This window comes from Pseudomonas sp. S2_E02, from assembly GCF_054668355.1.
The window spans coordinates 918,818-939,597 of record NZ_CP162761.1; the positions used below are offsets into that span (position 1 = coordinate 918,818).

21 protein-coding genes and 1 tRNA gene are annotated in these 20,780 nt (G+C 59.4%); 14 read left to right on the forward strand and 8 right to left on the reverse strand.

The genetic code is table 11. The annotated features are described in order from the left end of the window. Positions 1-41: 41 nt before the first annotated feature. Entirely contained in the window at positions 42-149 is a 108-nt protein-coding gene (locus AB4O01_RS04095) for a hypothetical protein (protein WP_460092206.1), read from the reverse strand. 149 nt (positions 150-298) lie between these two features. Between AB4O01_RS04095 and AB4O01_RS04100 the strand changes: the two genes are divergently transcribed. Next, positions 299-679 (forward strand): hypothetical protein, encoded by a 381-nt coding sequence (locus tag AB4O01_RS04100; RefSeq protein ID WP_099759015.1) that lies wholly within the window; start codon positions 299-301, stop codon positions 677-679. Positions 680-834: 155 nt separating this feature from the next. Here AB4O01_RS04100 and AB4O01_RS04105 read toward each other — a convergent pair. Further along, positions 835-922: transfer RNA gene (locus tag AB4O01_RS04105), tRNA-Ser, on the reverse strand. Between the two features lie 122 nt (positions 923-1,044). Between AB4O01_RS04105 and AB4O01_RS04110 the strand changes: the two genes are divergently transcribed. After that, positions 1,045-1,716 (forward strand): Bax inhibitor-1/YccA family protein, encoded by a 672-nt coding sequence (locus tag AB4O01_RS04110; protein WP_007915443.1) that lies wholly within the window; start codon positions 1,045-1,047, stop codon positions 1,714-1,716. Between the two features lie 404 nt (positions 1,717-2,120). After that, the gene (locus tag AB4O01_RS04115; protein ID WP_093433079.1) at positions 2,121-3,476 is read left to right on the forward strand and encodes a hypothetical protein; all 1,356 of its coding nucleotides are present in this window, start codon (positions 2,121-2,123) and stop codon (positions 3,474-3,476) included. 43 nt (positions 3,477-3,519) lie between these two features. Here AB4O01_RS04115 and AB4O01_RS04120 read toward each other — a convergent pair whose 3' ends face one another. Together AB4O01_RS04120 and AB4O01_RS04125 are read right to left on the reverse strand one after the other, a co-directional pair. After that, a complete protein-coding gene (locus AB4O01_RS04120) occupies positions 3,520-3,837 on the reverse strand; it encodes a YceK/YidQ family lipoprotein (RefSeq protein ID WP_093433076.1) in 318 nt (105 codons plus the stop codon). A gap of 57 nt (positions 3,838-3,894) precedes the next feature. Next, on the reverse strand, positions 3,895-4,332 hold the full coding sequence (locus tag AB4O01_RS04125) for an Lrp/AsnC family transcriptional regulator (protein WP_257354874.1): 438 nt from the start codon (positions 4,330-4,332) through the stop codon (positions 3,895-3,897). A gap of 136 nt (positions 4,333-4,468) precedes the next feature. Here AB4O01_RS04125 and AB4O01_RS04130 point away from each other — a divergent pair, with 136 nt between their 5' ends. Then, a complete protein-coding gene (locus AB4O01_RS04130) occupies positions 4,469-5,362 on the forward strand; it encodes a DMT family transporter (protein ID WP_093433072.1) in 894 nt (297 codons plus the stop codon). A gap of 3 nt (positions 5,363-5,365) precedes the next feature. Here the strand turns inward: AB4O01_RS04130 and AB4O01_RS04135 are convergent, their stop codons facing one another. The 4 genes from AB4O01_RS04135 to AB4O01_RS04150 all read right to left on the reverse strand — a co-directional run bounded on the left by AB4O01_RS04135 (position 5,366) and on the right by AB4O01_RS04150 (position 9,539). Then, positions 5,366-6,406 carry an FUSC family protein gene (locus tag AB4O01_RS04135; RefSeq protein WP_460090765.1) on the reverse strand — a complete coding sequence of 347 codons (1,041 nt, stop codon included), beginning with the start codon at positions 6,404-6,406 and terminating at the stop codon, positions 5,366-5,368. A 61-nt stretch (positions 6,407-6,467) separates the two neighbouring features. Then, positions 6,468-7,427, reverse strand: coding sequence for an HlyD family secretion protein (locus AB4O01_RS04140; protein WP_093433070.1), 960 nt, complete (start codon positions 7,425-7,427; stop codon positions 6,468-6,470). Positions 7,428-7,432: 5 nt separating this feature from the next. Beyond that, the gene (locus tag AB4O01_RS04145) at positions 7,433-7,783 is read right to left on the reverse strand and encodes a DUF3302 domain-containing protein (protein WP_122597889.1); all 351 of its coding nucleotides are present in this window, start codon (positions 7,781-7,783) and stop codon (positions 7,433-7,435) included. A gap of 130 nt (positions 7,784-7,913) precedes the next feature. Further along, complete coding sequence (locus tag AB4O01_RS04150) at positions 7,914-9,539, reverse strand: NADP-dependent glyceraldehyde-3-phosphate dehydrogenase (RefSeq protein WP_099759018.1); 1,626 nt, start codon at positions 9,537-9,539, stop codon at positions 7,914-7,916. A 241-nt stretch (positions 9,540-9,780) separates the two neighbouring features. On the opposite strand from AB4O01_RS04150, the gene AB4O01_RS04155 reads away from it, so the two are divergent. The 10 genes from AB4O01_RS04155 to AB4O01_RS04200 all read left to right on the forward strand — a co-directional run bounded on the left by AB4O01_RS04155 (position 9,781) and on the right by AB4O01_RS04200 (position 20,765). Continuing rightward, positions 9,781-10,137: a c-type cytochrome gene (locus tag AB4O01_RS04155; RefSeq protein ID WP_460090766.1), complete on the forward strand. Its 357-nt coding sequence runs from the start codon at positions 9,781-9,783 to the stop codon at positions 10,135-10,137. Positions 10,138-10,213: 76 nt separating this feature from the next. Further along, positions 10,214-11,542 (forward strand): D-arabinono-1,4-lactone oxidase, encoded by a 1,329-nt coding sequence (locus AB4O01_RS04160; RefSeq protein ID WP_427120733.1) that lies wholly within the window; start codon positions 10,214-10,216, stop codon positions 11,540-11,542. 74 nt (positions 11,543-11,616) lie between these two features. Then, complete coding sequence (locus AB4O01_RS04165) at positions 11,617-12,825, forward strand: DSD1 family PLP-dependent enzyme (RefSeq protein ID WP_286079831.1); 1,209 nt, start codon at positions 11,617-11,619, stop codon at positions 12,823-12,825. A 159-nt stretch (positions 12,826-12,984) separates the two neighbouring features. After that, complete coding sequence (locus tag AB4O01_RS04170) at positions 12,985-13,416, forward strand: hypothetical protein (protein ID WP_320336883.1); 432 nt, start codon at positions 12,985-12,987, stop codon at positions 13,414-13,416. A 389-nt stretch (positions 13,417-13,805) separates the two neighbouring features. Next, on the forward strand, positions 13,806-14,417 hold the full coding sequence (locus AB4O01_RS04175; RefSeq protein WP_093433056.1) for a transposase: 612 nt from the start codon (positions 13,806-13,808) through the stop codon (positions 14,415-14,417). Between the two features lie 56 nt (positions 14,418-14,473). Then, complete coding sequence (locus AB4O01_RS04180; RefSeq protein ID WP_460090767.1) at positions 14,474-16,072, forward strand: ShlB/FhaC/HecB family hemolysin secretion/activation protein; 1,599 nt, start codon at positions 14,474-14,476, stop codon at positions 16,070-16,072. Between the two features lie 14 nt (positions 16,073-16,086). Further along, complete coding sequence (locus AB4O01_RS04185; RefSeq protein ID WP_460090768.1) at positions 16,087-17,883, forward strand: DUF2341 domain-containing protein; 1,797 nt, start codon at positions 16,087-16,089, stop codon at positions 17,881-17,883. Between the two features lie 11 nt (positions 17,884-17,894). Continuing rightward, positions 17,895-18,320 (forward strand): ExbD/TolR family protein, encoded by a 426-nt coding sequence (locus AB4O01_RS04190; protein ID WP_003201710.1) that lies wholly within the window; start codon positions 17,895-17,897, stop codon positions 18,318-18,320. Between the two features lie 3 nt (positions 18,321-18,323). Then, entirely contained in the window at positions 18,324-19,028 is a 705-nt protein-coding gene (locus AB4O01_RS04195; protein ID WP_007915486.1) for an energy transducer TonB family protein, read from the forward strand. Between the two features lie 39 nt (positions 19,029-19,067). Next, entirely contained in the window at positions 19,068-20,765 is a 1,698-nt protein-coding gene (locus tag AB4O01_RS04200) for a putative porin (protein ID WP_099759024.1), read from the forward strand. Positions 20,766-20,780 lie beyond the last annotated feature (15 nt).

Sequence of the window (20,780 nt, forward strand, 5' to 3'; positions counted from 1 at the left end):
CTCCTTTATGTCGACGGTCAGGCCGCGCGGCCAGTTGTGCTTCAGTATGCCGATCCTAGGCTGTCATTGAGATTATGCCGCTCATCCCCGCGCTTGGGCGGGTTGAATACGCTGGCGAGGATCAGGTCTTGCTCCTTGCCCTCGCGCAGGTAATGACGATCGTGTTGGTTGAGTACAAGAAAAAAAACGTCGGTTGAGTGACTGCAATTTTAACGAGCTGTTTGCCGGCGGCTGGCCGATATTTGCAGTCTCGACGGTATAATCGGATCTTTTTTCTTGAAGTGAAAACAGGGCAGATATGGAGCAGGACAGCCGCATTCTGAGCGCTCTCAAGCGTTTTCGTTATTTGATCCTGGCGGTCATGGTGATCGCCTCCCTGGTCAGCGCGTTCTGGCGCTTTACAGGCGGCTGGAGTCAGTTTTGGACATGCGTAGGAGCGCAAGCGTGGTTTACCCAAGCCGTGTTTGCTTACCTTCGCGGGGGCTGGGTAGCAATCGGCCCCGGTGGACTGCCGAGGGATGCCAATCCGATCGGCAGGGCACTGTTGGCTGCAGTGGCGCTGGGGCTCTACTTGTTGATGTTCAGCTACGAAGAGCAGAAGCCCGACTCTATTTATGAACGACGCGCCTCGGACTGGACCATGCCTACACGGGAGGAGATGCGGCGTTCGGCGGAGTGAAAGCGGGTGCTGGGCTGAAACACGTCTGGTGCAACGTGTGATCTTCACTTCTACGTCCAGTAAAGTCATGGAACACGATGAGAAGGACACGGAAATTTCGTGACTTCCAGAAACGACAAAGCCCTGAATAATCAGGGCTTTGTCGGTACAAAATATGGCGGAGGCGATGGGATTCGAACTCATGGACCTGTTACAGTCGACGGTTTTCAAGACCGTTGCCTTAAACCACTCGGCCACACCTCCGTTGCGTTGCGGGCGCCATAATACCTGAATGAAACACACTGTCAAACTCTCTGCATGGCTTGTTACAGAGCGTCTGTTATGATCTTTGCGACTGAACGTTTCAAACCAACAGGAGTGTCGCCATGCGCGAACAGGATTACGCAGTTAATAACAGCGTGCAGGCTGAGCAGCTAGAGGTTAGCCGCGTCCTGCGCAACACTTACGGCCTACTGGCTCTGACCCTCGCATTCAGCGGCGTCATGGCTTTCGTTGCCCAGCAGATGCGCGTTGGCTACCCGAACATTTTCGTGGTGCTGATCGGCTTCTACGGGCTGTTCTTCCTCACCAACAAACTCCGTGACTCCGCTTGGGGCCTGGTGTCCGCTTTTGCGCTGACCGGTTTCATGGGTTTCCTGCTTGGCCCGATCCTCAACCGTTACCTGGGCATGCAGGGCGGCGCTGAAGTGGTCAGCTCGGCGTTCGCGATGACCGCGCTGGTGTTCGGTGGTCTGTCGGCCTACGTGCTGATCACCCGCAAGGACATGAGCTTCCTCGGTGGTTTCATCACCGCTGGTTTCTTCGTGTTGCTGGGTGCGACGCTGGCGAGCTTCTTCTTCCAGGTCAGCGGCCTGCAACTGGCGATCAGCGCAGGTTTCGTGCTGTTCTCGTCGGTGTGCATCCTGTTCCAGACCAGCGCCATCATCCACGGCGGCGAGCGCAACTACATCATGGCGACCATCAGCCTGTATGTATCGATCTACAACCTGTTCATCAGCTTGTTGCAGATCTTCGGCATCATGAGCCGCGACGACTGATCATTAGTCGTTTCAACAAAAAACCCGCTTCGGCGGGTTTTTTGTTGCTCGCCGAAAAGCGTAGTGGCCTTTTACTTACAAAATGATCTGAAAATAGTGGCGTCTTTTTGGAAATCACCTACACCTAATTACCAAGGAAGAGCAGTAGCCTGATCGACAGGAGTCGGTAACCAGCACCCCTCGTGTAATCCTGCGTCCCTCGCATTCACTTCCCTTGCTGTTGATCGCCAGGCCTTTCGGTCGAGAGCGACTGTATTCGTTCGTCCAGTGAAAACCGGGAGGTGAACCACGCCAAATGCCATGCACCGTGACCGTATCCCGGCGAACGACCGGGGCCCTGATACCAGAAAAAAATAATGGAGGCCCTGCCATTGCAGGCGTTGTCCCAATCAAGGAGATCATCGATGAACCAGCCCCAAGGAAAACTGGCTGTACTGGCCGTCACCACCGCGCTGTTCAGCGCGTCAACCCTCGCCGGCGTCTATCCTGACTTCGGCTATCAACCACCTTCCAGCCAATACTCTGGTCCACTGTTCGAGTTGAGCCAGAGTTACCCGGCCACAGCGCCGAAAGTACCGCTCCCCGGTTTTTTCAAGAATCTACCGACCAAGCCAGATAACAATTTTGAGACTTGGCGTGCGTACATGGAGGAAGTCAAAACCTATTGCCTTGAAGGCAACGTCGAGGCTGATTGGTACGTGCAGAACAATAAAAAACGTCAGTGGTATCACATGCCGTGGCAGCACTACGGCCCGCTGGGACGCGAAGGGATTCACGGCCTGACCAAAGAGGCGCAGATCCAGGTCAAGCAACTCGCCCCCACGCAGACTGCCACCGGCCAGACTTACGCGGTGGGCATCTATAACGACATCGGCGCCTATACCATCGGAGAGGTCTGGAAAGACCCGAACAACCCTGATCCGAAATACACATCGGCACCCAACAGCTTCCCCGACGGCACCGTAGTCTGCAAAGCCCTGTTCGCCGATATTGATCGCAGCACCGTGCCGTTCCTGGTGAACCCGGTGTTATGGAAGGGCTACGTCACCGAGACGTTCACCTCGGCCAATCGCAAGATCAAGGATGTCGCCTTGATCCAGATGGACATCGCCGTGCGCGATAAGCGCATGAGCGCCACCGGCTGGATCTTCGGCACCTTTCAGTACAACGGCGCGAAAACCGGCAAGCCAGGCTGGGACAACCTTGTCCCGGTAGGGATCATGTGGGGCAACGATCCGGAAGAAATCGGCAACGACTTCACCAACCCGCAACCGACGCAGACCAAGATCAACCCCGCGTTGCAACAGACCGCGATCAACGCCAAGACCCAGGAGTTGCCACCCACCCATCTGGGCTGGAACGGTCGCCTCAATGGTCCGGTGGACAACCCCAACAGTTCCTGCCTGAGCTGCCATGCGACCGCCGAAACGCCGCAAGTGGCGATCATGAATCCAACGTTCCAAGCCAATGCGCCGAAGCCGGGTTCGCCTGAATGGATGAAGTGGTTCCAGAACATTCCGGCCGGCCATGCTTTCACGCCGGGCACTCAAAGCACTGACTACAGCCTGCAGTTGTCCGGCGGTCTGGTGAATTACTTCGAGTGGAAATGCGACATGAGCGGCATCTACGCCGACGGCAAGAACGCGTGCAGCAAAGCGTCGGACATGAAACTGAAAATGCTCAATTCCACCAACAACGCCACGCCGAAGCCATTGCAGAAAGTCATTCGTGACCCGAGCCTGCAGCAACTGCTGGAGTAAGCAGCGCAAAGCCTGCGCACGTTTCGGCGTGCGCAGGCTTTTTTCAGTTGATCAGGATGCTGCCATCAGTCTGCTGTTTGTAAATGGTGTAAGGCAACAACAACGTGTCGAGCACCCCGGACGCCACAGCATCAATCGCCCAGCCGGGCAGGGCGGCGTTGTACTTGTTACCTTGGTCTATCGGCGCATGCAGACTGCAGAAGTCATACATTACGCCGCTGTAGATTCTCGGCACCGCTCCGCAATAGGATTTGTTCGATCTCAAATCGTCCACGGCGACCTGATCGTCGCGCATGACCGTTTGCACTGTCCCGCAACCACTCAACACTAATGCACTCAGCATCATTGCCTGAACTTTCATACCGCCAATCCTTCGCCGGAAAAACCTCAATTTACGCCGAACATGCGGAAAAAGCTCTTAGGCCATCGGCGGCAATCGACGCTTGACCGGGGTTTTCTTGACGATTGCGGTGTTGGTTTCGGCCAAGGTATTGAGGCGGTCGAGCAGGGTGTCGAGCTGTTCCATCGAGCGCACATGCAGGCGAGCGATGAAGCAGTCCTCGCCGGTGACCTTGTCGCACTCGGTGAACTCGGGAATCGCCAGAATCTGCCGCTCGACTTCCTGCAGTTGTCCCGGCAGCGGCCGAACCCGGACGATTGCCTGCAACTGATAGCCAAAAAACTTCGGATCGATTTCCACGGTGTAGCTCCTGAGCACACCGCGTTCCTCCAGTCGGCGCAAGCGTTCGGCCACACTCGGCGACGACAAGCCGCTGATCTGCGCCAGCGCCTTGAGCGAACGCCGCGAATCCTCCATCAATGCGCCGATGAGGATTTGATCAATGTCATCAGTCATAAAAACTCCAGTATTAGGCGATTGATGAAAACCACCCACGATAAAAAAGGCAGATCACGAGTTTAGCCTGCTTTTTGCTCTGGAGCGCCGCCGGGACGCCTTGGCATACTTTGTTCAATTGTTGAGGAGATTGATGATGGACAAGACCCTGCGGCGCGGCTCATTCGAAATGACTGCCGCCATGTTGATTTCCGGGACTATCGGCTGGTTTGTGCTGGTCTCCGGGCAACCGGTGCTGGACGTGGTGTTCTGGCGCTGCGTGTTCGGCGCCGGCACCTTGTTGTTGATCTGCGCGGTATTCGGCTTCCTGCGCCCGGGCATTCTGACCCGAACCACCTTCCTGCTTGCAGTGCTCAGCGGGATGGCGATTGTCGGTAACTGGGTGTTGTTGTTTGCCTCCTATTCAAGGGCTTCGATTGCCATCGGCACGGCGGTGTACAACGTGCAGCCGTTCATGCTGGTCGGTTTGGCGGCGCTGTTTCTCGGCGAGAAAATCACCCTGCAAAAGCTGTTCTGGCTGGCGATTTCCTTCATGGGCATGTTGGCGATTGTCAGTGCCCATGGCACCCAGAGTGAAAGCGGCAATGACTATCTGATGGGCATTGCGCTGGCCTTGGGTGCGGCGTTTCTCTATGCGATTGCCGCGTTGATCATCAAGCGCCTGACCGGCACGCCACCGCATCTGATCGCGCTGATTCAGGTCTGCACCGGGGTTCTGTTGCTGGCGCCTTTTGCGCACTTCAGCGCATTGCCGCAAGCACCGAGTGCCTGGGCCAGCCTGGTCACATTGGGCATCGTCCACACCGGTCTGATGTATGTGCTGCTGTACGGCGCGATCCAGAAATTGCCGACCGCATTGACCGGTGCACTGTCGTTCATCTACCCGATAGCGGCGATCTTCGTCGACTGGTTCGCGTTCGGCCATCGTCTGGAAATCCTGCAATGGGTCGGCGTGGCGGCGATTCTGCTGGCCGCCGCCGGTATGCAACAAGGCTGGGGCCTGAAGTCCCGGCGGCTGGCTGCGCAGTAACCCTCAGATGTTCCAGTGCGGTGCGCTTTTCGCCAGGCGCTGGCGCATCTCGCCGATGTTCGCTGCCAGTTGCCGGGTCAACAGTCGATAGCCATCCAGCGTGCTGTAAACCGGCGCATCGAGGTTGGCTTCCGGCAACTCGAGCGGCTTGTCCAGGCGTTGCGAAGCGCCGGTTTTCAACGCCCGGGCCATGCCGATCAGTTGCACGCGAATCTGCCGGTGCTCGGCCTTCAGCGCTGATTGCAGATGCGCCATGACTTCTGGGTCGTTGGCATCCGGTCGCGTGTTGCCAAGGATCTCCAGCGTGCTGATGCACATGCGCAGGTTGCGCTGGATGGCATCAAGTTCGGTCATGGAAATCTTCACTTCCTTGGACACCGACGGCATCAGCGAGCGCAATTGCACCATCACCGCGCCGAGTCGCCCCATCAGCTTCAAATGCTCATCGGCGCTGACCGGCTGGCCGCCGATGATTCGCCCAAACACCGTGGCGCAATCGCGCAGGGCATCGGCAAGGTTGTAGCGCCACGAATACACCGCGTAGAGCGGCAGGGCGAAAGAGAAGGCCAGCGCCAGCGCAATACCAATCAAGATATCGACCCCGCGCCATAAGCCGTCGGTGATCGGGTTGTCGCCATGCCCGGCGACAATGAACACGGTGATCGCTGAGAGCAGGGCGGTATAACCCCCCTTGCCAATCGCGTGATAAGAGAAGAACCCACAGACCACCGCCATCGCAAAATACGTCAGCCACGGCATGCCGAGCCACGCCTGCTGCGCCACCAGCAGTAAACCGACGCCGGCGCCGATCAAGGTGCCGGTGGCGCGTTCGGCGGCTTTTTTGCCGATGTTGCCGTGGTGCTGTAAACCGCCGATGACCACCAGCATGGTCACCGAGGCCCATTCGCCGTGGGGCAGATTGATGCCGGTGGTCAGCAGGATCGTCGCCAGCAAGCCGAGGGCAACGCGCACCGCATGGATCAGCCGCGCGTGCCGGTAACGTCGATAAGGATCAAGCAACGGACGCAGGACACGGCGCAGCAAGGGCGGAAGTCGATGGGTGCTGTAAGTACTCAGTGCGGGCCTCTCGTGATTGGGCTTCAGGTCAATGGAAAGGAAAAATGTAATTCATCCATGCTGCCATACGCAGGAGGATTTTGCGCATCGTGCCAATGTGATGGAAGTGTTGACTGTACAACGCGGCCTGCCCGTAAGCACCGCCCGGCATCAGCTTGCTGTACTGGGCGAAGGCCGGATCGGTGATTTCGATGATCACTGGCACACGCCCGGCCGGCGGTGAACCGGTATAGCCGATCAGGGTGCCGGAAGGTTGTACCTGACCTTCGGCAATCACCCCGATGACGTTTTTCACCCGGCCAGCGAACACCTTGCCGGGAATGCCATCGAACGCGACTTCTGCTTCATCGCCGACGGTCAGGCGCAGCAGGCTGTTCTGGCGCATCCACGCGGCAAAGTATTGGCCCTCTTCTGGAATGAACACCATCGATGGACGCAGCGGCAACTTGCTCGCCATCATTCCCGGCCGTAGCGAAACATGGGTGACGAAGCCTTTGCTTGGCGCGCGAACGGTGGTGTTGTCCAGCTCGAACTGGGCGTTGTCGAGCTGCGCTTGCAGGTCGTCGGTGCGGGCGATGGCGGCGTCCAGTTCACGCTGGGTACCGAAATTGCGCCGGATCAATTCGGTGATGCGGTAGCGATCGCCTTTGGCTGCGATCAATTGCGCCTTGAGGGATTTCACCCGGTTGGCAAACGGCGTGGGGTCGATGCGAAACAGCACGTCGCCTTTTTCCAGCGGCTCGTTAACCTTCACCGGCACGTCGATCACCTGGCCGCTGACGATGGGGATGACCGGCACGGAAACGAAGTAAGTGCGCGCCACCTCAGAGTAGGGATGGTTGTAGTTCATGGTGAAAATCAAGGCGCCGATCATCAGGATGCCGCCCAGTACGGCGGTGGGCACCGTCCATTTGTTCAGCGGGATACGGAAGATCTTGAACACTGCGACGCAGATCGCGGCGTAAGTCAGGATAAGGAGCAGATCCATGGTGTTCAGCCCTCCCGGTTGTGGGGAGCGGTGGCATTCAGCGCTTCGAGTCGTTCGAGGCGTCCTTGCAGTTCGACCACCTGTTGCTCCAGGCGAACGACATGGTTTTGCACGGATTTACCGTCACCGAAGCCCCAGCCGCGATCTTCTCGATAGGCCATCGCCCAGATCCACAGGAAGGGCCAGAGCGCATGCAGGGTGAACAGACTGACCCAGCCAGTGGCATGGATCGCATCCTGATGCGGGTGGTTACGATGAACGGCAATCTCATAGGGGATGTCGTGCAACACGATGATCCCGTAAAACAGTACGAGCCCGGCAAACACCAAAACCCCTAGCGCAAAGTAATCCAGCATGGTCAAGCTCCCGGCATCCAGCACAGTGCTGGCATCAGTGTAGCCACTGATTTGCCGGGCGCTTGGCGACTTTAGGTCAGAAGCGGTTGCCGTCGCCTTTTTGCTTATTCACGATCCGCGTGACAGTTGATCAGAAGATGTAATCGGTGGTCAGGAAGCTCGAATCACGGCCGCGAATGATCTCGCTGATCAGGTCCTTGTTGCTGTCCTGGAACTTGGTCGCCACCAGCGTACGGATCGAGAACACCCGTAATGCATCGTGTACCGAGAGCGTACCTTCCGCCGAGTTCTTGCGACCATTGAACGGGTAAGTGTCCGGGCCGCGCTGGCACTGCGCGTTGAGGTTGATCCGCCCGACCTGGTTGGCGAAGGTGTCAACCAGACGGCCGACCGCCACCGGGTTGGTGCCGAAGATGCTCAACTGCTGGCCGAAGTCCGACTCCAGCACGTAGTCGATCACGGTATCGAGATGGCGGTACGGCACAATCGGCACCACCGGGCCGAATTGCTCTTCCTGGTAGACGCGCATCTGCGGATTTACCGGGTAGAGCACCGCCGGATAGAAGAACGATTCGCGGGATTCGCCACCATTGGGGTTGACCACTTCGGCGCCCTTGCTGCGCGCATCCGCTACCAGACCGTGCAGATAATCGACCTTGCCCGACTCCGGCAGCGGCGTCAGCGACACGCCGCTGTCCCATGGCATGCCCGGTTTCAGCGTGGCCAGTTTGGCGTTGAATTTTTCGATGAAGCTATCGACCACATCCTCGTGCACGAAGAGGATTTTCAGCGCGGTGCAGCGCTGACCGTTGAACGACAGTGAACCGGTGACCGCTTCGCTGACGGCGTTGTCGAGATCGACTTCCGGCAAGACGATGCCGGGGTTCTTCGCATCCAGACCCAGCGCGGCGCGCAAACGGTGAGGTTTGGGGTGGAGTTTCTTCAGGTCGCTGGCGGCTTTGTTGGTGCCGATGAAGGCGAAGATGTCGATCTTGCCGCTGGCCATCAGCGCGCTGACGGTTTCGCGGCCACTGCCGTAAATCACGTTGATCACGCCGGTGGGAAAGCTGTCGCGGAACGCTTCCAGCAGCGGACGGATCAGCAGCACGCCGAGCTTGGCCGGTTTGAACACCACGGTGTTGCCCATGATCAGCGCCGGAATCAGCGTGGTGAAGGTTTCGTTCAGCGGATAGTTGTAAGGGCCCATGCACAGGGCGACGCCGAGCGGTACGCGTCGGATCTGCCCGAGGGTGTCCTGTTCCAGCTCGAAACGGCTGGAACGGCGGTCGAGTTCCTTGAGCGCATTGATGGTGTCGACGATGTAGTCGCAGGTGCGGTCGAACTCTTTTTCCGAGTCCTTGAGGTTCTTGCCGATTTCCCACATCAGCAACTTGACCACGGCATCGCGCTGTTGGCGCATGCGGCCGAGGAAGGCTTCGACGTGCTGGATGCGTTCGGCCACGCGCATGGTCGGCCACAGGCCCTGGCCCCGGTCGTAGGCACGCACAGCGGCGTCGAGGGCAGTGAGCGCGGTGTCGGCGTCGAGCAGTGGCGTGCTGCCGAGGATGACTTGTTCGTCGCCGTTAGCGCCCTTGAGATAAACCGGGCTGCGCACCGTGGCGAGCGGGCCGTCCCAGCGGCGCAACTGGCCGTCGACCAGGTATTCGCGTTGCTCGACCTGAGCGTCGAGGCGATATTTTTCCGGGATGTCGCTGACAGAAGGGAACAGGTTGCCAAGGATGTTTGCTGTGGTCATGTCGCTACCCCGTGTTGATGTCCGTATGCAGATCAAAAAGCCTTCACAGGTTATACGCCTGAATGCGCCGGAATTTAAACCCGCAAATGTCACCCGAATGTCACGCAAAGGCGCAGAGCAGAGCGGACATCCACATCGGGGGGAGAGCTGGCCCCGTTTGCCCCCCTCGCTGTCCCGCAATGCCCTCAACCCGTTGCAGGCGCTGCCGTAAGGTGTGTTCACAACAATAAGCGAGGCCGTTATGCGGGCAATCCGACTCACTCTACTGCTGGCGTTGGCCGTGGCGCTGCCTGGTTGCGGCGAAGACTCCAAACCCCCGGCCAGCGTCAATAGCAACGCCACACCCAAAGACCCGGCACTGGCGCAGATCTACGCCAACAGCTGCCAACTCTGCCACGCCAATCCCGCCGCCAATGCACCACTCACCGGCGACCGCAAAGCCTGGGAGCCGCGCATCCAGCAAGGCACCGACACGCTGCTCGATCACGCCATCAACGGCTATAACGGCATGCCGCCGATGGGCCAGTGCGTCGAGTGTTCGGAAGAACAATTCCTGCAATTGATCGGCTTCATGGCCGACCAGGCGCTCCCACAATAAGGTGCCCGGCATGACGATGGATCTGACTCGGCGTCAGTTGTTGCAACGGGCAAGTATCGTTGGCGCGTTCAGTGCGCTGGCGACGAACCCGGCATTGGGCCAGTTGCTGCGGGCGCCACGCTTGATTCCGTGGCGCAACTGGTCGGGCGGGCAGAGTTGTTTGCCAGCGGCGCGCTTGGCGCCGAAGAATCTCGATGAGCTGGTGGCCGTGATCCAGCAGGCACAAGGCAAGATCCGCCCGGTTGGCTCGGCGCACTCGTTCAGCGCGCTGGTGCCCACCGACGGCACGCTGTTGTCGCTGAGCTATTTCAGCGGACTGCTCGATCACGATGCGAAAACCCTGCAAGCCGAATTCGCCGCCGGCACCCCCATGTCGCGCATGGGCCAGCCACTGAAAGACATCGGCCAGGCCCTGCAGAACATGGCCGATATCGATTACCAGACCCTGGCCGGGGCCGTTTCGACCTCCACCCATGGCACTGGCAAAAACTTCCAGTCCTACTCGGCCCACGTCTGCGGACTGCAATTGGTTACGGCCAATGGCGAGGTACTCGACTGCGACAGCCAACGCCATCCCGAAGTATTCAACGCCGCCCGCGTCTCCCTCGGTGCGCTCGGTGTCGCCACTAAAATCCGTCTGCAAAACCGCCCGGCATACCGCCTGCGCGAACGCCAGTGGATCGCCAAGACCGAAGAGCTGCTCGAAGACCTCGACAACAACACTCGTGAAAACCAGCACTGGGAAATGCTCGTCGTCACGCATTCCGACTACGCCCTGTCCATCGCGCTCAACGAAACCGACGACCCGGCGACGCCGCCGATCAGCCCGGAAGAAGAGGGCGGCAACGAGTTCGTCACCCTGATCGAGAAGATCGACAAATACGCCAGCGACTTTCCCGACCTGCGCCGCACGCTGCTCAACAGCCTGCGCCATCTGGCCAGTTTCGATGACCGCGTCGGCGACTCCTTCGACATCTACGCCAATGTGCGCACGGTGCGGTTCAACGAAATGGAGTATTCAGTGCCGGCCGAACATGGCCCTGCTTGCCTGCGTGAGATTCTCAAGCTGATTCAGGACAAGGATCTGCGCACCTGGTTTCCCATTGAGTACCGATACGTCAAGGCCGACGACATTCCGCTGAGCATGTTCGAGGGCCGCGACAGTTGTTCGATCTCGGTACACCAGCATTACCAGATGGATCATCACAACTTTTTCGCCGTGGTCGAGCCGATCTTCTGGAAGTACAACGGACGGCCGCACTGGGGCAAATTGCACACGCTCAACGCGAAGAACCTGCAGCCGCTGTATCCGCGCTGGCGCGAGTTTGTCGACGTGCGTCAGGCGCTTGATCCGAGTGGACGGTTTCTCAATGCGCATCTGTCGTCGATTCTGGGGGTGAGCTGATGGCGGTCAATCGACGCAATTTTCTGCTCGGCACGTTGGGTGTCGGTGCTTTGTTGGTCGGCGTTGGCGCGTGGCTGCGGCCGGGCGATCGCGGCGCGCCGTACAGCGAATACTTCCGGGCGCTGAACAAGGAGTTGAAGGAAAAGGGGCCTATGCGCCCGGTGCTGCTGATCGATCTGGATCGCCTCGATCACAACATCGATGTGGTGATGCAATCGGTCAAGCGCGGCGGCAAACACCTGCGGCTGGTGGAGAAGTCGCTGCCAGCACCGGGACTTTTGAGCTACATCGCACAGCGTGCCGGAACGCAGAGGCTGATGTCGTTTCATCAGCCGTTTCTCAATCACGATGCGCAGGTTTTTCCACAGTCCGACATCCTGCTCGGCAAGCCATTGCCGGTGCGTTCGGCAGAGCTGTTCTACCAAACCCACAAAGGTCCGTTCGATCCCGCAAAGCAACTGCAATGGCTACTCGACGGGCCGGAGCGTTTGCAGCAATACCTTGCGCTGGCGCAGGGTTTGGGCACACGGATGCGCATCAACATCGAACTGGACGTCGGTCTGCATCGTGGCGGGGTCAGTGATGTGAATGTCCTTGGGCAGATGCTCACGCTGATCAGCGCTAACCCCCAGCATCTGGAGTTCGCCGGGTTCATGGGTTATGACCCGTTCGTAGGCATGGGCGTGCCGGGGATTCTCGGTTCACCGGAAGAATTGTTCGCCAAGGTCATGGTGATTTATCAGCACTGCGTCGATTTCACCCGGCAGCAGTTCCCGGGGTTGTGGCTCGACGGGTTGTGCCTGAACACTGCTGGCAGTCCGAGTTATCGCATTCACGAAAACGAGAAACTGAGTACCGAGGTTTCCGTGGGCACGGCGATGCTCAAACCGACGCACTACGATTTGCCTTCGCTGACCGAGCATGTGCCCGCGACTTACATCGCCACGCCAGTCTTGAAAAGCACAGGCGCGGTGAATATTCCGGCACTGGATGACAGGTCGAAGCTGTTGTCGTGGTGGGATCAGAATCAGCGCCAGACCTATTTCATCTACGGCGGTAACTGGATGGCCGAGTTCGAATCGCCAGCCGGTTTGCAGAGTAATGGGGTGTACGGCCGCAGCTCGAATCAGGAAATGGTCAATGGCTCGAATGCCGTGGGATTGGTTGTGGAAGATCAAGTCTTCCTGCGTCCGACGCAGACTGAAGCAGTGCTGTTGCAGTTTGGGGATTTGTTAGCCGTGCGGGGTGGAAAGATCGTTGAAGTGTGGCCAGTTTACGCCTGATCCCAATTTTTTTGAGTTTGTCTACTGTCAAGTCTGACAGTAGACATCTTTTCCGCGATGGATGTACTTATGGTAGGTGACACAGTCTATGCAGCATGCATTGAAAGTTCAGGCTGTGCCGCTCTTTCAATAGACAAATAGCCTATCAGGATGACAAAAATGAAGACGGACACTGAAGTGGTCGTAGCCAATGCAATTGGCCTGTTTGAAGTGGAAACCGACCAGCGCGGAAGCATGCGGGCAGATATTGTTACCCTTGACGACACAACCTACGGTTTCAGCGTATTTGGACGTCAGGGTGTGGGCGGAAATATGGAGCCAAAAAAACAATTGCTATTAACGTTTCCCAAAAGAGAGTCGTTTCTAATATATGACGCGAAGGATCTGTTGGATGTGAAGTATATCGACTACAGCGATTCGTACCATTACGAATATGGTGTTGAGTCTGGTTCATTTGCTGTCTCGTATACAGAGTCACCCAAGACAGCCACTGGGTTGTTCAGTATGGATATGAAGTTGAAAGGCTCTCCGGTTCCACCAGGACCGGAGAGGCTGAAAGTAAAAGGATTCTTTCATTTGAAGAACGACTAGCCATACTTGAATGGGGGACTGAATTACCGTGTGGCGCCTGCGCGATATTTCGTTAAGTCACCTATTCGATATGTGCTGGCCCCTGACTCGAGTCCATCCCGGGTCGACTTAAAGCCAAATACAAATAAAACGGTAAACCTGTGGGAGCGAGCTTGCTCGCGAAGGCGTCCTGTCAGTCACCTTCTAATTGACTGGCACACCGCTTTCGCGAGCAAGCTCGCTCCCACAGGGTTTTGTGTTGTCTGTTAAATCCCTATCAATCCTGTAATGAAGCTTTTATGACAAAAGTTCGGTAGCACATCGCCAGTCCGGTCATGCCTATGTAACGCGCTTGAGGGGCCCAATGGGGCGCTTTTCACAAGCCGAGGCGGGACGCCGGGAGTGAGGCAATGGGGACTATGGAACGCTACTCGAAAGTGGGCATGCAGGAACTCGATCAACGCCTGTCGAAGATCGTCGAAGCCGCGCGCAAGAAGCCGGTTTCGGTGTATCGCTACGGCGCGCCGTGGGTCTGGATCGTCTCGCAGGATGACTGGCAGGGCGCCTTGAAAGAGGTCTCCAGCTACATTCCGCCGGGCCATTCGCTGGTGTTGCTGCGCCCGCAGATCGACGACTTGTTCGACGCCCACCGCGAACTCCTGCACGACCTCAATGCCGAGCCGGGCATGTTGATACCCGCGCAAACGGTGATGCACATCCTGCTTCTGCAGCTGCTGTATTCGGTGCCCAGCGAACAGCAACTGTATGAACAGCTCAATTACAACCTGCTGTTCCGCTGGTTCGTTGGCCTGGGCCTGAACCAGAAAGTCTGGAGCTTCAACGCCCTCAGTCGCGACATCGCCACGTTGCTCAACGAGCCGCGCGCGGTGCTGCTCATTCAAAAAATCATCGGCGAAGTGTTCTGCGGCGCCTTGCTGCAAATGCCCGAGTTCTCGTTGAACTTCGCGCTTTTGCACACGTGGCTGGGCAAACACGCCTGCGCCTCGACAGCCAGCAATTGACGCCATACACGCGGCGTTCGAAACGCCAACAGGTCATCGCGAATTCAGGGGGTAGTGTGGAACCGATTTTCAAGTCACGGCTGGCGCTGTGGGGCTGGCTGCTGGTGACGGCGGGCGCGCAGCCGGCATTGGCCGAAGAGGCTGCCGAAAACGCGGCGGCGCAGCGTCTGGTCGACGTCAACGAATACTTCGTGCGCGGCAACACCGTGCTCGATGCGCGGGCGATTGAAGAAGCGGTGTACCCGTTCCTCGGCCCACAAAAAGCCCTCACGGATATCGAAGGTGCGCGCGATGCCTTGCAGAAGGCCTATCAGCAACGCGGCTATCAGTCGGTGTTCGTCGAGCTGCCCGAGCAAGCCGTCGCCGACGGTATCGTCTACCTGCAAGTCAGCGAAACCAAGGTCGGCCGGGTGCGAGTGGTCGGCGCCAAACACTATTCGCCGTTGGACATTCGCGACGACGTCCCGGCGCTGAAAGAAGGCGAGGTGCCGGATTTCGCCAAGGTCCAGGGCGAACTGGCGCAACTCAACAAAACCCCGGGCCGGCAAGTCATGCCGCTGGTGCGCGAAGGTCAGCGCCCGGGCACCATGGACGTCGATCTGCAGGTCGAAGACCAGAACCCGTGGACCGCCAGCGTCGGCCTCAACAACGACTACAGCGCCGACACTGAAAAGCTGCGCACCGTCACCAGCCTCGGCTACAACAACCTCTGGCAACTCGGCCACAGCATCTCGCTGACGTACTTCACTGCGCCGCAGGAAACCGACAACGCCAAGGTCTGGTCCGGCTCCTACACCGCGCCGCTGACCGAGCGCTGGAGCGTGCAGTTCTCCGGTTACCAGTCCGACAGCAACGTCGCCACCATCGGCGGCAGCAACGTGTTGGGCAAGGGCCATTCCTATGGCGTCTCGGCGATTTACACGTTGCCATCGAGCGGCAACTGGTCGAACTCGCTGTCGGCCGGCATCGACTTCAAGGACTTCGACGAACGCCTGACCCTGTCCGGTGAGAGCGACAAAGTCCCGCTGCAATACGCACCGTTCACCTTCGCTTACAACGGCTATCGCTACACCGAGAAGAGCCAGCTCGGCCTGGGTCTGAGTCTGGTTGCCGCGACCCGCAGCATTTTCGGCTACGGCAGTTCCGACGAAGATTTCGACTACAAGCGCTACCGCGCCAAGCCGAGTTTCGCTGTGCTCAAGGGCGACACCAATTACACCTGGACCTTCGACAGCGACTGGCAGAGCGCGAGCAAAGCCGCGTTCCAGTTGGCCTCGGGGCCGCTGGTTTCCAACGAACAATTCTCCGCCGGTGGCGCCACCTCGGTGCGCGGCTATCTGGCCGCCGAACGCACCGGCGATGACGGCTTGCTGCTCAGTCAGGAAGTGCGCACGCCGTCGCTGGCCAAATACGCCGGCACATGGATGCAGGACTTGCGCTTCTATGCCTTTGCCGAAGGCGCGCAACTGTATCTGCGCGACGAACTGCCGGACCAGGACGCCAATTACGCCCTGGCCAGCGTCGGCCTCGGCACCCGCGCCAGCCTGAGCAAATGGCTGTCCGGCAGCCTCGACTGGGGCTACCCGCTACTCGAAGGGCCGAACACCTCGAAGCAGGAATCGCGCCTGCACTTCAACCTTCAAGCCACTTTCTGACAAGGAGCACGTTCATGCAGCGCCTCTTCCTTTCGTTGTTGATCTGCCTGGGCTTCGTGCTCCCGGCCACGGCTCAGGCCTGGTGGCAGGACGACTGGCACTACCGTAAACAGATCGCCGTCGACACCACGCCACAAGGCGCGGCGATCAATCAGGCTCTTGGCCGCACTGCGCTGCTGGTGCGCCTGCACACCGGCAACTTCACCTTCGATGGGGTGAAAGAGGACGGCGCGGACCTGCGCTTTGTCGCCGCCGATGACAAGACCGTGCTCAACCACCAGATCGAAAGTTTTGATGCGCTGATGGGCATGGCGCTGATCTGGGTCGATGTGCCGAATGTCGAGGGCGCTCAGCGCCAAGACATCTGGATGTATTACGGCAATCAGAAGGCGCCGGCCACCGGCAACGGCCAACTGACCTTCGACCCTAATTACACCGCGCTCTATCACTTTGACGGCGCCACTGGCACCCCGGCCAAAGACACCACCGCCTACGGTAATACCGCACAAAGCGCGACCGGCGCGGCGATTGACGGCGTAGTCGGGCGCGCCTTGCAGTTCAGCGGTCAGCCGCTGTTGCTGCCGGCCAGTCCATCGCTGCAGCACAACGCTGGCAGTGCGTTCACCTTCAGTGCCTGGCTGCGTCTGGATCAGGCCAATGGCGAGCAACTGATTCTCGCCCGTCGCGAAGGCGCCAACAGCTTGCTGATCGGTGCGAACCAAGGCGTGCCGTTTGTGGAGATCGATGGCCAACGCGCCGTCGCCACACAAGCGCTGAATCCGGGCCAATGGCAGCACGTTGCGCTGACTGCTGAAGGTTCCAAAGTGACCCTGTTCATCAATGGCCGCGAAGCCGCCACGCTCGCCCAGGCGATGCCGGCCTTCAACTCGGTCATGGCCATCGGCGCTGACGTGCACGAAGGCCCGTTCCAGCCGTTCGTGGGCGCTATCGATGAGTTGCGCCTGTCGAAAGTGTCACGTCCGGCAGCACTGCTGCTGGCCGATGCCACCTCGCAAGGCGCCGAGTCGAAACTGGTCGCTTACGGTGTCGACGAAGAACAGTCCGGTTTCGGTTTCGGCAGCCTCGGCTTCCTGCTCAACGCCGTGCCAATCGATGCCTGGGTGATCATCGCCGTGCTGGTGCTGATGATGTTCCAGTCGTGGATCATCATGCTGCGCAAGAACCGCAGCCTCAGCCGTGTCACTGCCGCCAACGAAGACTTCCGCGTGCAGTTCGCCAAGGTCGGCACGCGTCTGGAGATGTTCGCCGACGACGCGCAACTCGCCCAGCGTTTGCAGCATTCGTCGCTGTGGCGCCTGTATCTGGTAGCGGTGAAAGAGATCCGCACCCGTCGCGAGCAGGGCGCCGATACCTCGTCGGTGTCAGCGGCCACCATCGAAGCGATCCGCTGCTCCATGGACGGCGTACGTACCCGGGAAAACCAGCAACTGAGTTCGAAACTCTCGACCCTGTCCAACGCCATCGCCGGCGGCCCATACATCGGCCTGCTCGGCACGGTGTTGGGGATCATGGTGGTGTTCCTCGGCACCGCGATGGCCGGCGACGTCAACATCAACGCCATCGCTCCCGGTATGGCTGCTGCTTTGCTCGCCACGGCAATGGGCCTGTTCGTCGCGATCCCGGCGTTGTTTGGCTACAACCGCCTGATCACCCGCAACAAGGAAGTCAGCGCCGACATGCGCGTGTTCGTCGACGAGTTCATCACCCGTCTGGCGGAGATGCACGGCGAGAGCCAGTTCAGTGAAGCGTCGCATCGCGGCCATCACGCCAACCACTCCGTACCGGCCTGAGGAGCACTGACATGGCGTCTGTAAATGCCTCCCACGACGACGATGACGATGCCGCGGTGGACAGCATCAACATCACCCCGCTGGTCGACGTGCTGATGGTGGTGCTGGTGATGTTCATCCTCACCGCCACCGCGCAGGTTTCCGGGATCCAGATCAACCTGCCCAAGGCCAGCGCCTCCGTGTCGCTGTCCGAGGCCAAGACCAAGGCGATCTCGGTTAACGACGGCGGCCAGGTGTTCCTCGACGCCTATCCGGTGACATTGGCTGAACTGGAAGAACGCCTGCGCATCGAGAAGGCGCAGAGCCCGGATTTCCCGGTGATCGTGCGCGGCGATGCGACCGTGCAATACCAGAAAGTCATCGAAGTGCTGGATCTGTTGCGCCGGCTCGAACTGTCCCAGGTCGGTCTCGTCACCGGCAAACCGAGTCAGGGCTGAGTCATGACCGCACAACTCCCGATCGAGCCGCTGCCGGTGAAAAAACCAGCGCTGCGTTATGCGAAGTGGGGCGCCGGCTTGCTGATCGGCGCGCTCGCCGCGTGGTTCCTGTGGCAGTGGGCCAATGACATGAGCGGCATCCGCCGCGAAGCGCCGAAGGTGCCGACGATCATTCCGTTGCCACCGCCGCCACCTCCGCCGCCAGAAAAACCGCCGGAGCCGGAAACCCCGGTCGAAGAAAAAGTCGTCGAGCCCGAGCCAACGCCCGAGCCAGAAGAGGTCAAGCCCGAGGAAGAAGCACCGCCATCGCCGGCGGACGATCTGGCCAACCCAATGCAAATGGACGGCGATGCGCAGTCCGGCAACGACGCTTTCAACATCGGCGCGGGCAAGGGCGGCGGCATGGCCGGGACCGGCGGCGGACGCTTGGGCACGGGCACGTACAGCCAGTTTCTGGCGTTCACCTTCCAGCGTTTGCTCCGTGAGAACCCTGAGCTGCGCAACCTCGCGTTTTCGCTGCAGGCCGATGTGTGGCTGAGCAGCGTTGGCGAGATCACCCGGGTCGAGCTGATCAAGTCCAGCGGCAACCCCGAAATCGATACCCAAGTGCTGGCGGCGCTGCGCGGTGCCCCGGCGCTGAGCGAACGGCCACCGGCCTCCATCACGTTGCCTGTGCGCCTGTCCCTGCAAGGGCGGCGTCCGGGTTAATTCACTTATTTACGCTTTGCCAAAAGGAGTTGTGTGCAGATGATTTCCAATGTGAATCGATTGTCCCTGGCGGTCGGCATGGTCATTGCGACCCTGGTCGGTCAGGCCGTGGCAGCGCCTGCGCCCTCGGAGAACGCCACGATCAATCTGATCCGCTTGCTGGTCGAGCAGGGCATTCTGAAACAGGACAAGGCCGACGCGCTGATCGCTCAGGCGCAGAACGAAGCGGCCCAGGCCAAACAGGCCGCCGCATCCACCGCAGTCGCGGCCGGGCCGGTCGCTGCGCCGGGTGACGTGCGTGTGCAATACGTGCCGGCCGCGGTGCGCGACCAGATCCGCGACCAGGTCAAAGCCGAAGTCATGGCCACCGCCAAACAGGAAAACTGGGCCGCGCCCAACAGCTTCCCGGAATGGGCGGCGCGCATCAGTTTCGACGGCGACATTCGCCTGCGTGATGAATCGCGCTACTACTCGGACAGCAACAGCAACGAGATCGTCGACTTCGCCAAGCTCAACAACAATGGCCCGTACGACGTTAACCCGAACAGCAGCACCAATCTGCCGCCACTGCTCAACACCCGCGAAGACCGCACCAACCAGTTCCGCATCCGCGCACGGCTGGGCATGAAAGCCGAGATCTCGCCGCAATGGACTGCCGGCATTCGCATCGGCACCGGCTCGGACAACAACCCGGTATCGACCACACAAAGCCTCGGCGGCGGTTTCGCCAAAAAGGACATCTGGCTCGATCAGGGTTACCTGAACTGGAAGCCGACCGATGAGTTGACCCTGACCGGCGGGCGTTTCGCCAACCCGTTCATGTCCACCGACATGCTCTATTCCAACGACTTGAACTTCGACGGTGTGGCAGCGATTTTCGACCACAAACTCAACCGCGATTGGGGCGTGTTCGGCACCGTCGGTGCGTTCCCGGTGGATTACACCAACGACACCGCCAGCAGCAACGGCTTCGACAAGGAAGAGAGCGACAACAAGTGGCTGTACGGCGCGCAGATCGGCGCCAAGTGGGCAATCAACAGCAACAACCGTTTGAAAGGCGCACTGGCTTACTACCGCTTCGACGACATTCAAGGCCAGCGTTCCAGCCCTTGCGAACCGTGGGCCGGCGCGCCAGGTTGCGACAGCGATGGCAGCCGCGCAGCGTTCATGCAGAAGGGCAACAGCGTGTTCCTGCTGCGCGACATCACGCCGAACCCGCTCAACCCGACCACCACGCCGCAGCCGCAGTTTGTTGGCCTCGCTTCGGAATTCAACCTGCTCGATCTGAACATGGTCTGGGATGCCGACCTGCCAGAAGATTTCAAACTGCGCAGCCAGGGCAACTACATCCACAACCTCGCCTACGACGAAGGCGACATGCGCAAGCGTTCGGCCGGGCAGATCGTCAACAACCTCGACAGCAACGGCGACATTGAAAGCGGCGCCAATGCGTGGATGGTGCAGTTCACTCTCGGCAGCGCGCTGGACCTGAAAAAGCAGGGCGACTGGAACATGTTCGCTGGCTACAAGTACATCCAGCCGGATGCCTTGCCGGACGGCTTCAACGACTCGTCGTTCCACCTCGGCGGCACCAATGCCAAGGGGTATTTCATCGGCGGCAACTATGGTCTGGCGAAGAACGTTTACGCGACCGGTCGCTGGATGAGTACGGAAGCGGTGTACGGCGCGCCATTCGACATCGACGTCTTGCAGCTTGAGATCAACACGCGCTTCTAAGGCGCCGGGAGAGGG